12 protein-coding genes and 1 pseudogene are annotated in these 14504 nt (G+C 65.8%); 6 read left to right on the top strand and 7 right to left on the bottom strand.

Annotated features, from left to right (window positions below; translation table 11 throughout):
- Positions 1-72 precede the first annotated feature (72 nt).
- The 6 genes from ACLJPX_RS06225 to ACLJPX_RS06250 all read right to left on the bottom strand — a co-directional run bounded on the left by ACLJPX_RS06225 (position 73) and on the right by ACLJPX_RS06250 (position 6295).
- The gene (locus tag ACLJPX_RS06225) at positions 73-1617 is read right to left on the bottom strand and encodes a relaxase/mobilization nuclease domain-containing protein (protein ID WP_410599160.1); all 1545 of its coding nucleotides are present in this window, start codon (positions 1615-1617) and stop codon (positions 73-75) included.
- Positions 1614-2018: a MobC family plasmid mobilization relaxosome protein gene (locus tag ACLJPX_RS06230; RefSeq protein WP_410599161.1), complete on the bottom strand. Its 405-nt coding sequence runs from the start codon at positions 2016-2018 to the stop codon at positions 1614-1616. Before ACLJPX_RS06230 ends, ACLJPX_RS06225 begins: the two co-directional genes overlap by 4 nt.
- A 247-nt stretch (positions 2019-2265) precedes the next feature.
- On the bottom strand, positions 2266-3558 hold the full coding sequence (locus ACLJPX_RS06235) for an AAA family ATPase (RefSeq protein ID WP_410599162.1): 1293 nt from the start codon (positions 3556-3558) through the stop codon (positions 2266-2268).
- A gap of 229 nt (positions 3559-3787) precedes the next feature.
- Positions 3788-4048 carry a helix-turn-helix domain-containing protein gene (locus tag ACLJPX_RS06240; protein WP_410599163.1) on the bottom strand — a complete coding sequence of 87 codons (261 nt, stop codon included), beginning with the start codon at positions 4046-4048 and terminating at the stop codon, positions 3788-3790.
- Complete coding sequence (locus tag ACLJPX_RS06245; protein ID WP_410599164.1) at positions 4024-4761, bottom strand: hypothetical protein; 738 nt, start codon at positions 4759-4761, stop codon at positions 4024-4026. The genes ACLJPX_RS06240 and ACLJPX_RS06245 overlap by 25 nt, the downstream gene beginning before the upstream one ends.
- Positions 4762-4819: 58 nt before the next feature.
- Positions 4820-6295, bottom strand: a complete 1476-nt coding sequence (locus ACLJPX_RS06250) for a recombinase family protein (protein ID WP_410599165.1) — start codon at positions 6293-6295, stop codon at positions 4820-4822.
- Between the two features lie 35 nt (positions 6296-6330).
- On the opposite strand from ACLJPX_RS06250, the pseudogene ACLJPX_RS06255 reads away from it, so the two are divergent.
- A pseudogene (locus ACLJPX_RS06255) lies at positions 6331-6522 on the top strand (MBL fold metallo-hydrolase); the annotation flags it as partial.
- A 76-nt stretch (positions 6523-6598) separates the two neighbouring features.
- Here ACLJPX_RS06255 and ACLJPX_RS06260 read toward each other — a convergent pair.
- Positions 6599-7741, bottom strand: coding sequence for a hypothetical protein (locus tag ACLJPX_RS06260; RefSeq protein WP_410599166.1), 1143 nt, complete (start codon positions 7739-7741; stop codon positions 6599-6601).
- Between the two features lie 398 nt (positions 7742-8139).
- Here ACLJPX_RS06260 and ACLJPX_RS06265 point away from each other — a divergent pair, with 398 nt between their 5' ends.
- The 5 genes from ACLJPX_RS06265 (at position 8140) to ACLJPX_RS06285 (ending at position 14502) form a co-directional block, all read left to right on the top strand.
- Entirely contained in the window at positions 8140-8634 is a 495-nt protein-coding gene (locus ACLJPX_RS06265; RefSeq protein WP_410599167.1) for a hypothetical protein, read from the top strand.
- A 188-nt stretch (positions 8635-8822) separates the two neighbouring features.
- Complete coding sequence (locus ACLJPX_RS06270; RefSeq protein WP_410599168.1) at positions 8823-9548, top strand: HEAT repeat domain-containing protein; 726 nt, start codon at positions 8823-8825, stop codon at positions 9546-9548.
- A 37-nt stretch (positions 9549-9585) separates the two neighbouring features.
- The gene (locus tag ACLJPX_RS06275) at positions 9586-10272 is read left to right on the top strand and encodes a hypothetical protein (RefSeq protein WP_410599169.1); all 687 of its coding nucleotides are present in this window, start codon (positions 9586-9588) and stop codon (positions 10270-10272) included.
- 154 nt (positions 10273-10426) lie between these two features.
- A complete protein-coding gene (locus ACLJPX_RS06280; RefSeq protein ID WP_410599170.1) occupies positions 10427-11434 on the top strand; it encodes a YncE family protein in 1008 nt (335 codons plus the stop codon).
- A gap of 161 nt (positions 11435-11595) precedes the next feature.
- Positions 11596-14502, top strand: a complete 2907-nt coding sequence (locus tag ACLJPX_RS06285; protein ID WP_410599171.1) for an alpha-L-fucosidase — start codon at positions 11596-11598, stop codon at positions 14500-14502.
- Positions 14503-14504 lie beyond the last annotated feature (2 nt).

Below are 14504 nucleotides of genomic sequence, written 5' to 3' on the forward strand. Positions count from 1 at the left end.
GCAGAAGCAACCAAAGACAACCGCAGAACGCTCGACACCGACCAATGACCTGCGATGGCGTGAACGGCCCAACTATCGAGAACGACCTGGTGATACCGCAGCCGGGGCAGGGTTGTGAGCAGTTGCACGGCGTAGACGTTTGGTTTCTCTCAGAGCTGGTTCATTTGCTGAGCGCGCATCCACAACCGTGTTGTTGGCCTTTCGTCCGACCTCGGCTTCGACAGCGGGATGACCATCCAGTTCGTTCCATGCGTCGGCGATCTGCCTCCGAGCCACTGTCCGAACGTGATGCTGCTCGGCGAAATGGTCCAACGCCTTGAGGATTCCGTAGAGCAGCAGTACGACGGCGGCCAGCATCAGCGGGGCGGGGGTGTTGCACTTGGCCGCCACCCGAGCAGCTTCGAGGAGCATCGGTGCAACGACACTCGGCTGCCGATGGCCGCGTGCACGTTGGGCGGCACGAGTGAGTTGGTCGTGTACGCGGTGCAGTTGTGCCGGCGGGCTTTCGAAACGGATCAGCACCGCGGTGAGGTCCGCGGTGTGTTCGACGGCCTGGTGCCAGCGAGCGGGTTCGGTGGACTCGGCGAGGTCCTGGTGCAGCTCGGTCTCCGCGTTGGCGAGGCCCTTGCGAAGGGATTGCCAGTGGTTGTGGTGAGCGCCGTTGGCAAACCTGGTCGTGGGTATCTCGCCGGTCCACACAGGTACGGCGAAGCGGTCCCAGGATGCGGGCGGGTTATCCCAGCGAGCGCGGAGCCGAGGCAGGGACAGGTCGCGGCGCAGGCTGGACCCGGCCAGCCAGAACACCTCAGAGCCCCCTCCTCGATCGAGGGCGACTTTGTAGCCCGTGACCTGGCCGCCGGAAATGTGCGGCGCGAACAACACTCTCTCGTCGTCGACCCTCGCCTGGTCTAGCAGGGCGAGGAACTCGAGTTCGTTGCCTGCTTCGGCCACGGCGTCGCTGACTGCTTGGGTGAGCAGCTCCCGGTCGGTGGTGCCTTCTGTCGTGGCGCGTTTGAGTTCGGGGCGGGAGGTGGCTTTGCGGCCTTCGCCAGCGGGCGCGGTGCGTGTGATGTCGAGGCGCTCCTCGACGGCATTGCACCAAGTGCGCCATCTGGGCCAGTCGCGGTAGGTGTTGGCGATCCGGCCATCGCCGCGGACGAGGTTGACGACCAGATGTACGTGATCGTTGCCTTCGGTCGAGAGTCCATGGTGGACCGCGACCCAACGGCATCCGCCCCTCCCGTCAGAATCCGGGCCGAAGCCCATGTGAGCGACCGCTTCCTCAGCCAGCTCGCGCCAGAGGGCGTCGCCGAAGAAACCGTCCGCTGCGTTGCTGTCGGCGGGCGGAACGGACAGTGCGACGTGGTACACGTGACCGCCGTCCACTTCGACCTCATGTCCGGTCATCGCCGCGTCGATGTCCCGGCCGAGTTTGGCCAGCCCGCCGTGCTGCCCGATCTGCTCGGCGAACACGCCATCGGCCAGCCATTCCGGATCCCACGACGCAACCAGATGCGGATGGGTGTGTTCGTTCGCCTTGCCGGGGCCGAACAGGTAGCGAAGCAACCCTCCCGTGTTCGTCCCACGCTTGCCCTTCGCCGGGGCTTTGGCGATCACGTCCGCGGCCGGCGCTCGGGATCGGACGGATCGATCGCATCCAGGATCTCTTCGTACCGCTGCACCGCCGCGCGGAGGTAGCTAAGCGCGCCGGCCAGTCCGGGGTCCAGTTCACCAGTCGCGTTGGCCACGGTGGCGATCTGGTTGAGGTTGACCCCGATCCGGATCAGCCGTGTCTCCACCACATCGAGTCGTTCAGCCCACCACCGTTGCTGCCGCAGGCTCCACTGCCCGGCCTCATCCCGCAGCCCCGACTCGATCAGATACCGCGGCACGCTCAACCCGGCGGCCTCGGCGCGCTTCTCCAGCCGCTGATAGGTGGGCTCGATAGTTCGGCAGTTGATCCGCTTCTGCGACCCGCCCTGCACTCGCCGCTGCCGTCGCTGAGCACGATCCGTCATGACGCATTCCCCCTGAAGCGTCAGCGTGGACCGCCCCCACGGCCCACTCCTGATCGCGACCCTACGTGACGGAAATCGGTGACGCTACGTGGTGTGCGGCCGGAGGCTGCACACCACGTAGCGTCTGGTCAGGACACCGTCAGGTGCCCTGACCTCTAACTTGCTGCGTGTGCCAACGGGGGCCGACAGCCACGTGTTCGTGCCTGGACACAGCGTCTAGACGGCCACCCACGAGCATTTCAGCCACCTACGCAGTGTCGCCCGCGCTGTCGAAGGGAGCACCAAGGGAGTGAAGAGAGCGGGAGCCATCCGCGCTGCTCCCTTCGCCCGCTTCGGTGCTCCCTTCGCGCACGATGGGCGCCTGGGACCACACCCAACCACCGCTGAACTCGGCCTTACCCGAACGGACTTTCGCCTTGCTCTTGGCACGTTTAAGAGTGTCCCTACTGAACCCAGCCCTAGCGCCATTGGCGAAAACGTCGGTCGCAGGAACCTCTCCATCGTGATCAGCCAAGTGCGCCAGTAGCCACCTGACGGCCTCGTTCCGATCGTCGTCCCCGCCCTGCGGAGCGCGTTGCAATAGCTCGCGCACCGACGTCGAGGTCTCGCCGAGCCAAACGAGACCGCCGACCCGGGCCGTACTTCCATCGTCAGAGTCGACCAGGACCTCCTCCGTGCGGAACGCCAAGGACGGGGTATCAGCGACCGAGCGGACATTGGACTTGATCAACGACAAGGTCACTGTGCCAGCGTCCTCGTCTGAGGCGCAGGCCAGAGCTTGGCGTACGACCTGGCCGTAGGCTCCGGCCCCTCCGATCGCGTCCACAGGGTCGATACCGAAGGTCGACTTCTTGAAGTGCCCCACCCCGAGGACCGAGGTCGAGGTCCCGTGCGCCAAAGACTTAAGCCGTTCCAGTTGCGGACGGATGGAGGAGTTGTCGTTGAGCTGCCCCACCAGGGACGAGTTCAGGGCATCGAGAACGAGCAGCGCTGGGTCCCACATCTCGATCTTTGCCCGGACCGCGTCCAGATCGACGTTGATCAGCAACGGCGAGCCGTCCTTGCCCGCTCCGTGAACGATGTCGATCAGGTGCAAGTAGTCCACGTCTCCACCAGCCGCGATGAACCTGGCCTTGAACGTCGATTCCGAGTCTTCGGTAATCGAGTAGAGGACATGGCGAGGTTCGCCCTTGCTGTCCCCGTCGAGCTTCCCGACCGTGAGTTTCGCCGCCACGTTGACGGCGAGGGTGCTCTTGCCGATCCCAGGCTTGCCGACCAGCAACGCGACCTCACCGAACGGCAGGTAGTCAGTCCACAAGTAGCGAGTGGGCAGAATCTTGACCTCCCGCAGCGACCGGGTCCGCAACTGACGAACCATAGGCACAGTCGCAGCTTCCGGCTGAGACGAGCCATCGGTCGTGACCGGCTTGTCTAACGGTTTCTCAGCCGGACGAATACCAGAGATGCGTGTCCCCTCATCGGCGGACTCAGGCAAGGATCCCGGCATGTCGCTGCCGCTGTCGTACTCTCGAGTCACCACGTTTCCCCTTCGCTCCACGAGTTCTGGCGGCGTGCACTGGAACCATCCACGTCATGACCGGCGACGATCGCTGAGATCCGGACCCGTTGGCGTTCAGAGAACCTCGGGGCTCGCTGCGCGATCTGCTCGGCGTACTGGTCAAGAGTGGTTTCGAGCGGCAAGACTCGGGATGTGCACGTCGACGTCCGGCGTCCCGAGTTAGAGCTCTTGCATGGTTGCTTGCGTCCCATTACGCACCCCGCGTCGTTCGACGCGCCGCGGCGAACGTTTCAAGGTCGGCCGCGGAGATCCGCATGAGCCGTCCTATCCGGACGTACGGAAGCAGGCCAGCCTTCATAGCTCTCCGGATGGTGACCTCGGAGACCGATAGGTGTGCAGCCGCTTCCCGCGCAGCGACGTAGGCGGGTATAGATATCTTGTCTGCCACGATGTGGCCCTTCCAGAACAGGAAGAGCCGCGAACGAGCTAAGCGAGTAGAGCGCTCCCCCATGGCGCGCGCAGCCCGACGCGGCCCTCGCTGCGGTTGGCGGCGAGGGATGCGTCGCGTCCGGGCGCGCGTGTAACCCGCGGTTGGGCGAGAACCAAACGGCCTGGCGGCCGTGTCACGCGCACTGGTGCAGGAGCAGACAGAAGGCGAGCTGCTGCGCTCCCCGTGGTCAGACGGAGGGCGACCAGCAGGAACAACATGAGCAAGGACAGCGACGTCGGGAACTTTCGCTGCGCAGTGAGAGCCAGAATCGCGAGGAACCTCACCAGCAGTAAGACAGTCTCGGCGTCAACGCTGGTCGCCTGCTTCTCGGCGCTACTCGTGTGGACACCTGCGGCAAGCAACCCCGGCAGGTCCTTCATCGTCGCTCGACGCAGGCGCTCTGACGACGTCCCTAGCAGGTCCTCGTGCGAGGTGAACGGGAGCGCTTCGACCGCGTCCAGCAGCTTTCGACGCCGGCCATGGTTGCCTGCAAGTCGGTCGACTGCGTCGTCTGCGAACTTGACGACGGCTTCGAATCCTCCGAGCAGCCCGCGGGGCAAGCGCTCTTTGAACTCGTCCTGTTCACGTTCCGTCAGCGGTTCGAGAGCAGCGTTGATCGCTCGCGTCGACTGTCGTATCTCGTGGACGCTGTAACCGCTGCGCTGACTGGCCGGAACTATCAGGTCGTCCGGCGACAGCTTCCCTTCGCGCCGCCTAGAAATTCGTGCCCCCATATGACCACTGTAGACAGATCGGAGGTAGCCGTCGAGCGACATGACCGTTCTGGCGTGCTCAGGAGTCAGCCACGTTGCCGTCACGGAAAGTGATCTGCACAGATTCAGGCTTGAAGCCGGGACCGCCTCGGGCGCCGTAGACCAGCTCCAGTTCGAAGCCCATCGCCGCGAGCAGTGCCCGTCGCTGCGCTGGTTCGAGAGCGTTCCATCGCTCCTCGATGTTGGGTCCGACCAGCTCCGCGACAAGCGTCGCCGGGACCCCGATCATCATCTTCTGAGCGTCCTTCTCCAGCTCCACAAGCCGCGCACGGTGCCGCGCAGTCGACCTATGGAACTGCTCTCGCGTGATCAAGTCGGCGTCATGGTCGTCAGCGAGCTGGAGCAGCTTGCCCTCGACGACTCTGATCTCTTCGCGCGCCTGCGCTGCGACGGAGTCGTCTCGACGAAACAGATCGCGTGCGTCCGGTCGCGACAGTCGCTTGATCACCACCCGCTCGACCAGGTCGTCCACCCAAGCCTGGCGCCGCCCGGTGCACCCGTTGTCCTGGCACACGTACGTCGGGTGGCCTCGCTTCCGAACGACCCGAAGTTTCCCCTTGCATTTGCCGCACCGGGCGATGTCCGACGCAAACGTCAGGTAGTGCTGGCGCGCTCCGCTCCTGCTGGTCCTACGGGAGGGGTCACCCAGGAAGGTACGCAGTTCGATCTGCTGTTCCTCGGACACGATCGCCGGCCACTCCGCTGGAAGCAGTTGCTCGTCCTCACGATCCCGGTGGTGCACTCTCCTACCGCAGTTCGCCCATCGCATCGCGATCGAGCGCACCGACGAGCTACTCCACGTGTCGGGCCGCCCAGGCCGCGGTTCACGTCCCGCCGCGAGTCGCGGCGGAGCAACCTTCCGGTCGTTCAAGTCGGCTGCGATCCTCGACAAGCTCTCCTTCGCCAAAGCGCGCTCGACTATCTCCTTTACGATTTCGGCACGCTCGGCGTGCAACACGTCCTTGAAGCCGATCCGCCTGCCGCCGCGTCCGAAGTCGTTGATCCGCTCCCACCCGTAGAGCACGTGTCCAGAGGCTTGACCAGCCTGCGCACGCTCCAGAGCCGCTGACGCCACCCGCTCGCTCTTCAGTTCGGACTCCAGCGTGTCGGACTCGCCGAGCTGCGCGGCGAACGAGCGGCCCATCGGCGTCGTCAAGTCGAGGTCGGTTCCCTTGATCAACGTGATGGCCACTTCTCGATGCGACAGCAGCTCGATCGCCTCCGCGCGCTCGCGGCGGTTCCGCCATAGTCTCGCCAGCTGGTAGGCGACGATCCGATCGATCTTGTCCAGCTCAGCAGCTTCGAGCATCGCCTGGTACTTGGGTCGATACGCACCGTGCAGCGCCGAGATGTCGTTATCGGCGTACTCCGCCACAACGGTCCAGCCACGCGCCTTGACCAGCTCGTTCGCCTCACGGAGCTGCCGCTCGACGCCCTTCTCAAGGCCGAGGACGTCTTCCGAGATCCGCGCGTAAATCGCAACTCGTTCCCCCATGACGTCAAAGACTACGACATGTTCACCTCTAATGCGATACGCTGTTCCCGGGTGGGGTCGGCAAGACGAACTCGCCGGAGGAGTTCACGACGTTGGTCGACGATGTGTCTTCGCGGATCTTCGACGAGCTGCCGGATGAGACGTGGTTCTACCCGGGGCACGGGGATGACTCGACGCTGGGTGAGCAGCGGCCGCACGTGGCGGAGTGGCGCGAACGCGGCTGGTGAGCTGACGACGTTCCTGAACGGGGCTGCCTGGCGAACAGGCAGCCCAACTACCCTGAGCGATCACTCGACGCTGGTTTTACTGACCCCTCGGCCAATGAAAAGCGATCCCGTACTCCTCCCGCGGACGACAGGGTCCCTGAAAAGTGTGCTCGACGATGCTTCGCCGGATCTCGAGCAGACGCCGATCACCGGCGGGCGGGCGGACCTGGCGTTCGCACTCGGACTGTTCCGCGTACCACCAGCAGGCCTCGGGGACGCAGTCGTCGAAGGTAATGCTGACGCTCAGGCCTCCAGTCACCTTTCCTTCGCCGTCCATCTCACGCGGTGCGATTCCGTGATGGTCGACATCGACGTTGATCCAATACCGCTCCTCGTCGAGGTCCTCATCGCAGGCGAGGGAAATGAACTCGTGACGCTCGCCTTCGCGCAGCGGTTTCGGGAAGCGCAGATCCACGGTCAGCGGATCCCCTGGTTGTGCCCCTAGCCGGGTCTCGGCACGGCAACCGAAGATCCCTTTGACAGGCGTGGACGCCAGCGCCCCGGCCCACCCGGTCCGAGCCCGCGCCGTGTAACCGTCGACACCGTTCTCACAGGCTACGAGGTTCCTCACCGTCAGCCGGCGATATGCGGTCCTGTGCCGCATTTCCACGGCCACCAGCTGACGTTCCAGGAAAACGGGCTGTATCCCGTCCGAGGGCGTCCGGGGCCCGGACACCGGAGGTCCCGAAAAGGAGTTCCGAGCGATTTGCACGTAAGTCCGCCATGCTTCACCGTCGCGCGCGAGCACTTCAAACTTCCTTGCCAGGCAAGGAGAAAGCTTGTCACTCACCGCGCGCCGCCAGGCGTGGTGCATGGGCGTCGTCGTGGTCGGCGGCGGAACTTCGAACACGCCTGGAAGGTTTCTCAACTGTCCGAAACGGTCGTCGAGGGTCGGCTCCCACGCCACCCCACCGAGCCGGAACGCGGCGTTCAGAATGTCGCGGCCCGTCGATTCCCAGGTCGGCCCTATCCGGCTGATCTCGTCGAGGATCAATCCCCAGACCGCGAGCGCCCGTACCTCCGGAGTCGCCGTGGTCATCGACTCCGTCGGCCGGACAAGCGCGCCGAGGGCGGCGGCCGACTCGCTCGCCGGGTCTTCGATCGCGTAGCGCAGGAACCCGAGCGGCCCGCCGTCCTTGCGGATCGCGAGCCAGCGCAGAGCGACTTCGACCGCGGCCACCGAACAGGAAAACCGCTCCCACTCCACCTGGATCGTCAAGACGCCCTCCACTGTTCGTGGCGATGATCGACAATGCGCGGCGCGGCAGGACGACGGCCGGATGATCGGAGAGCCGCCCTCGACAAGAAACTCCTCCTGACCGTGAAAGATCAGAGTCGGCGAGGTCCGCCGGCCGTCGCACCCCTTGGTGTACTAGTACACCATCCGCGACGGATTCGACAAGGGCGAGTTCCACTCCGAGACTCGATGCCATCGCGTCCGCCAGAAACCATCTCCCCGCTGATTTCGAGATCACTCGACGACAATTCCGCGATCAGTAACGATAGCGCGAAGAATACAACCCCCGCCTCACCACGGACGTCTTTCCGGAACCAACTCTCCGGCAGGAGGTCACCGCCATGACCATCTCTCTCCGGCGCGCGCTCGGGGCGCTCGCCGCCACCTCGCTCATGCTGACCGGCGCCATCGCGGCAGTCGCACCGGCTTCCGTAGCGGCACAGGCGATCCCCACGATGACGGGGATCCGCACCGGCCAGAACCCCGGCTTCGACCGGATCGTGCTGGACCTGACCGCGGGTCCGGCGCCGACCGTCCGGTACGACCTCGTCGACGAGTTGATCGCCGACGGCTCGGGCGAGATCGTCTGGCTGACCGGCGAGTACTTCATCGCCGTCACCGCCACTCCGGCGGCCGCGCACAACGACGCGGGCAACCCGACTTATCCCGGCCCGCAGAAGTTCCGGACCCGCGATCTGCGCAACGTCATGGCGGTCGCGGTCACCGGCGACTACGAAGCCACCTTGTCCATCGGACTCGGCGTCCGGTCGAGAACAGCGGTCAGCGTGTTCACCCTGTCCTCACCGAACCGTGTCGTCATCGACGTCCGCCATTGATCACGAGCGGGAATCCGTGAAGGCTTTTCGGCCGCCGGATGACTTCGGTGATCAAAATCCTTTTCGGATTCCCGCGGTGAAAATCCCGAACTGCCCCAAGAGGCGAATTTTCGGAAAAACAGGTATCTGCGGTTCGGTATCGCGTTCCTTCCTTCCGTCAGCATCACGCCGCTGCGAAGGAGAACCTCATGCCGACCCCACGCAATCCCGACACCCCTTCCTTGGGCCCGGGCGGAGACAATCTCGAAGCGGGCCCGAGCAGTTCGGGACTCGGAAGCTTCTCGAACGGCGAAATCGGCGAGCTGGTGACCCAGGCCGCCGAAACCATGGCCGCGTCCGGTGAGGACGCCGAACGCAATTACCAGCGGAGCCTCGACCGGCTTCGCGAGCGTGCGGACGAGGTCGTCCCGGCACTCGGCGAGCAGTACGGCGCCCTGTCCGAGGATCAGTACCTCGAGCGCTGGGGCCTGGTCCAGCTGCTCACCGACCTGCGGCACGCGACAGCCGTCCCGGTACTGGAAAACGTGCTGCGCCAGCCGATCCCGCCGGAGCGTTCCGAGGACCCGGCACACGGGTTCAGCACCGTCGGCGAAGAGGTGATCATCCGTACCACCGCCGTGGAAGCGTTGGCACGACTGGCATCCGCCGGAGACGACGCGGCGAAGGAACTGCTGCTGCGGCAGACCCGGCACGAGGTGTTCACGGTGCGGCGCGCGGCGGTCCAGGCCATCGCCGAGACCGGTGACACCGACCTCACCACCCAGGTGCGCGAGGCGCTCGGCGGCACCGAAGACGAGCGTCTGCTGGGCATCCGGCGGGTCGACGTCCGCGCCGTTCCGCAGGCCGTCGGCGGCCGGTACGTGAAGGACACGCGGACCGACGACGTGCCCCCGCCGGAGCCCCCGCGCTCCTGAACCGAACGAAATTCCTTCTACAGACAGGTGATCTCCGATGGCCACTTGCAGCTACACCGTGCCGGACAAGAATGTGACCGGGGACAATTTCTACGGTGCTTCGATCTGCAATCAGACCTACATCGACTATTTCTGGAACACCTACGGCTTCGCCGGCAACAAGGACTACTGGGACGAAGGCTTCGGCTGGGAAGACGCGTGCAACACCGACAAGCCGCTGGCGCGGACGTTCAACGCGTGCTACCTGCTGACCTATTCGGCGCAGGATTACGAGAACGACGCCTATTCCGGCGCGATGCTGAACTGGGCGCGCCGCTACGTCCGCGACAACTGCGACGACCTCCGCTCGCTTTGCGGTGACGGCAGCGCCATCGCCACGTCGTTCAAAGGAGTGTTCGTCGACGACCGGATCGAGTTGTACCTGGGATTCTGGTACTCCAAGGACGTTCCCGGCCGCGCCGAGACGTTGATCCACGAGTCACGGCACCAGGGCGGGAAGCCGCACAACGCGAACTTCCCGGCGGGTTCGGTGTTCGGCGCCGGCAAGAGCGGCGCCGACTCGACCTGGGGCTACGAGGGCGCGTGGATGTACGGCGCCCTCTACCTGTGGTGGTTCTTCGCCCAAGGCGCCCGCACGACGTCGGCGCTGCGTGAACGAGCCCGTCAGCGGGGCAATCTCGTGATCGACAACGCCTTCGCCACCCACCCCGGTTTCAACATCTGAACGGGGCTGATCGGACTCCGGGCGGGCGCCCGCCCGGAGTCCGGGCCGGGAACGAGATCCGCTAGCGTTTCTTCCACGAGCCCCTGATCGGGCTCGTTACTGGGAGGAATACTTCGGAATGCGTTCATTACGAAGGTCTGTCTTTGCTGCCCTCTTGGCGGTCACCACACTCGTGGGCGCCGCCCTGCCCGCCACCGCGGCGGAGGACCACAAGGCGGTGAACCTGCCGCTGACGGGATTCACCGACATCCTGGTCGATCCCGGCCGCGGGCACGTTTTCGTCAGCAACCGCGCGGACAACGCCGTGGTGGTCACCGACCTCTCCGGCACCTTGATCCGCAGGCTCGACAACCAGCCCGGAGCCTCGGGCCTCGCGCTCAGCGCCGACGGCGGCACGCTGTTCGTCGCGCTTTCCCGCGGTGGCGCGATTTCGGCGATCGACACGCTCACCCTCGCGGAGACCGCCCGGCACCGGGTCGGCGACGGCACGCTCTGCCCGAAAGAACTGGCCGTCTCCGGTAACAAGATCTACTTCGGGTACGCCTGCCACACAGGAGACGCCAACTTCGGCAGCGCGACCGTCGGCTCCACGTTCGGCGATGTCCGCCTGGACCTCCTGGGTCCCGACGAGTACGGCGCCCCGCTGCTGGCCACGTCACCGGGACGCCCGGACCTGATCGCGACGGCCGTCACGGGTGTTTCGCCGTCCACGGCCCGGATCTTCCGTGACACCGGCACCGGTCCGGTCGAGCAGGCCTCCGGCTGGGTCGGCGACTACGTGAAGGACATCGAGCTGTCCAACGACGGTGCGTACTTCCACTCCGTGGGTTCCGGTTCTCCCTACGACGTGCGGGTCTACACGACGGAAGGCCTGGTGCCGCAGGCCGGTTACGAGACCGACGCCTACCCGAACTCCGTCGCGGTCAGCCGGGACGCGAACGTCCTGGCAGGCGGGGTCGACATCGCGTTCGGCCCGGCCGTGTACATCTTCCGCGACGGGAACCACACCCCGAGCCGCCAGTACGACTTCACCCGGCTGGCGACGGACAAGACACAGCTCGCTCCCGGAGGTCTCGCTTGGGGCCCCGGCGGTGAGCACCTCTACGCGGTGACGATCGACAGCTTCACCGCGGGAGCCACGCTGAACATCCTGCGCGGCTGACTCCGTCTCTGATCCGAAGGCCCCCTCACCCTTGTGGCGAGGGGGCCTTCGCTCGTTAAACCTCGGATGACTGAGCCGCTGTCCCGCTCAGCGGGTCTTGACCACTCGGATATCTGCCGCAATCATCGGATCTCTCGGCAACCACGCCCGGATGAGAGCGGATGGTCATGAGAGTTCGAGCGCAACGCACCGCCTGGCTCGCCTTGGTCCTCGCCCTGCTGGCCGGCCTGCTCACCACGACGACGGCGAGCGCGGAGGTGCACCATCCCCGCCAGCAGTGGCTGCGCGAGGCGACCGCGGGCCTCTTCCTCCACTGGGGCATGTTCACCGCACCACGCCAGACCGACTGCGCCGCTTGGGAACGCGCCGTCACCGACGGCGGCTGGAGCGCCGACTACTGGGTGGACGAAGCCCGCAAACTCGGCGCCTCCTACATCGTGCTCGCCACCTTCCACAGCAGGCTGGGTTACGCGCGGCCGTGGCCGTCGAAGATCCCGGGCAGCTGCGCCACGCGCCGCGACCTCCTCGGCGAACTCGTCGAAGCGGGCAACGCCAAGGGCGTCCGGACGATCCTGTACATGACCGACGATCCCCAGTGGCACAAGGAAACCGGTGTCGAGTCGCTGGATTCCGCCGCGTACTCCGCCCACAAGGGCAAGCAGGTCGACCTGACCACACGGCCCGGGTTCGGCGAGTACAGCTACGACCTCTTCCACGAGGTCATGGACCGCTACTCGGACCTCGCCGGGTTCTGGATCGACAACGACAACGACTACTGGGAGAAGAACAAGCTCTACGAACAGATCCGCGAGAAACGGCCCTCCTGGTTGCTGAGCAACAACAACGAGGACACGTCGATCATGGACACCGTCAGCAACGAGCAGAAGACCGGCATCACCCCGCCGTACGACTACCCGCAGGCCGCGTTCACCCCGATGCCGCGGCTCACCGAGGCCGACTACAAACTGCCGACCAACGGCGCCTGGTGGTACGACGGCACCGATCAGGCCGTCGACTTCCGGCTGTCCACCGGGCGCTACATCGCCAACGCCGGTTCGTCGATGAAGTCACTGATGGCCGAAACCCCGATGGTGAACGGGAAGTTCCCGCCACAGCAGGAGGCGTACAACAACTTCATGGCGAGCTGGGTGCCGCCGATCAAGTCCTCGCTCCAGGGCAAAGAGGGCGGCGGCTACCTGTACGGCGGGATGCAGCCCGGATTCTGGAACGACGGCGCGCACGGCGTCATCACCGTCGAGCCCGGCGCCCGGACGCAGTACCTCCACGTGGTCACCCGGCCGCGCACCGACCTGCTGCGCTTGCGCGACAACGGATACAAGGTGACCAAGGTGTCCGACCTGCGCACGGGTAAAGCGCTGCGGTTCAGCCAATCCGCCGGTTATCTGACCCTTGTGGACATCAAGGACTGGGACACCTACGACACGGTGTTCAAGGTGGAAACGGCCGGGCAACAGTACTTCCACGACTCTCGCACGATCAAGGCGACCGCTTCGTCCTCGCGTGCGGGGCATCCGGCATCGAACCTGGTCGACGGGAACTTCGAGAACTACTGGGACGCCGACGGCAGGCAACCGGTCTCCCTGACCTTGGACCTCGGCAAGCGGCGACCGGCGACCTCACTCGCGGTGAACCAGCGCGAGATGTCGCCGACGCACGCGCGGGAATCGTTCGGCAGGCCGGAGGATTCGTCCCGGATCAAGGACTATCGCGTCTACGTCAGTGATGACGGCAAGCACTGGGGCGAGCCGATCCGCACCGGCGCGATGCCGAGCGCCCGCGGCGTGCAGTTCATCGATCTCGGCGAACGGCAGACCCGGTTCATCAAACTCGAGGTACTGAACACCTGGTCAGGGCCGGAGGCGAAGCCCTTCTACCGGCAATTGGCCATCGACGAGATCAAGGTGGCGTACGGCCACCCGAACTCGGTCTTCGGCGCGCAGGTCCCGCTGGAGGCCGAAGCCTTCCGCAACGACAACGACGGCCGTGCCCGGCTGGGCTGGTGCTCCTCCTGCTCCGGCTCGTTCCAGGTCACCGGGCTCGGCGGCGGTCCGCGCAACTCGGTCACCTACCCGGGAGTGACGGTCGCGGAAGCCGGGAGTCACCGGCTGCAGCTCGACACCACGAGCGGGTCCGCGACGTCGGTCGCGGTGAGCGTCAACGGCGGTGCTCCCGTCGAGACCGCGATCGGCGCCGGCACACCGGGCGTCGTGACCTCGACGGCGATCCCCGTTTCGCTGAAGGCCGGTGCCAACACCCTCAAGATCTTCAGCGACGCCGCCTCGGGACCGGGCCTCGACCGGATCGCGATCGCTCCCCTGCCGCCCCCGTCCTACACGCCGAAAACGACCCTGACCGTCGAACCCGGCGGTGTCCAATGGCTTTCGACGGGGCGCCAATCCCTGCGGGTGACCGCGAAGCTGCGACTCGACGCCGACGACACGATCAACGGAGTCACCCTGGCTCCGGTCGTCCCGGCGGGCTGGACGGTGCAGGGCACTCCCGCCGCCGCGGCGTCCATGCGAGTCGGGAACGAACTCGAAGCCTCGTGGACGCTGGTCTCCCCCGAAGGCGTCACCGCGGCGGACATCCCGGTCACGGCGTCGTTCGACCTGCTCGGACGGGCGAAATCGGTGAGCAAGCCGGTGCGCGTGAGCCCGCTGCCCGCGGACCGCGTCTTCATGCGGGAGGCCGAGGACTCGGCGAACGACGTCGGCAGCGCGGGCGTCACGAACTGCGGGGTGTGCTCGGGCGGCCAGAAGGTCCGCAACATCGGCGGTGACCCGGACTCGTCCGTGGTGTTCGAGAACGTCACCGTGCCCGAGACGAGGCGCTACACCCTCTATATCGACTTCACCGTGAACGGACCGCGGTCGTACTTCGTCACGGTGAACGGCGGCGCGCCGGTCGAGGTGAAGGTCGACGGCGCGGGCAACAACACCCAGCTCACGACGTCGTTGCCGGTCGAACTGCGAGCGGGGGCGAACACGATCGAGCTGGCCAACGACCACGCGTCCGCCCCGGATCTCGATCGGTTGTCACTGGGGTGAGG

This window comes from Amycolatopsis sp. lyj-90 (assembly GCF_046549035.1).
In the GTDB taxonomy this organism is placed as follows: Bacteria; Actinomycetota; Actinomycetes; order Mycobacteriales; family Pseudonocardiaceae; genus Amycolatopsis.

Bases quoted from the DNA above. Each gene is read 5' to 3' on its own strand.
- ACLJPX_RS06230 (WP_410599161.1), bottom strand. From the start codon at position 2,018: ATGACGGATCGTGCTCAGCGACGGCAGCGGCGAGTGCAGGGCGGGTCG.
- ACLJPX_RS06240 (WP_410599163.1), bottom strand. From the start codon at position 4,048: ATGGGGGAGCGCTCTACTCGCTTAGCTCGTTCGCGGCTCTTCCTGTTC.
- ACLJPX_RS06245 (WP_410599164.1), bottom strand. From the start codon at position 4,761: ATGGGGGCACGAATTTCTAGGCGGCGCGAAGGGAAGCTGTCGCCGGAC.
- ACLJPX_RS06250 (WP_410599165.1), bottom strand. From the start codon at position 6,295: ATGGGGGAACGAGTTGCGATTTACGCGCGGATCTCGGAAGACGTCCTC.
- ACLJPX_RS06265 (WP_410599167.1), top strand. From the start codon at position 8,140: ATGACCATCTCTCTCCGGCGCGCGCTCGGGGCGCTCGCCGCCACCTCG.
- ACLJPX_RS06270 (WP_410599168.1), top strand. From the start codon at position 8,823: ATGCCGACCCCACGCAATCCCGACACCCCTTCCTTGGGCCCGGGCGGA.
- ACLJPX_RS06275 (WP_410599169.1), top strand. From the start codon at position 9,586: ATGGCCACTTGCAGCTACACCGTGCCGGACAAGAATGTGACCGGGGAC.
- ACLJPX_RS06285 (WP_410599171.1), top strand. From the start codon at position 11,596: ATGGTCATGAGAGTTCGAGCGCAACGCACCGCCTGGCTCGCCTTGGTC.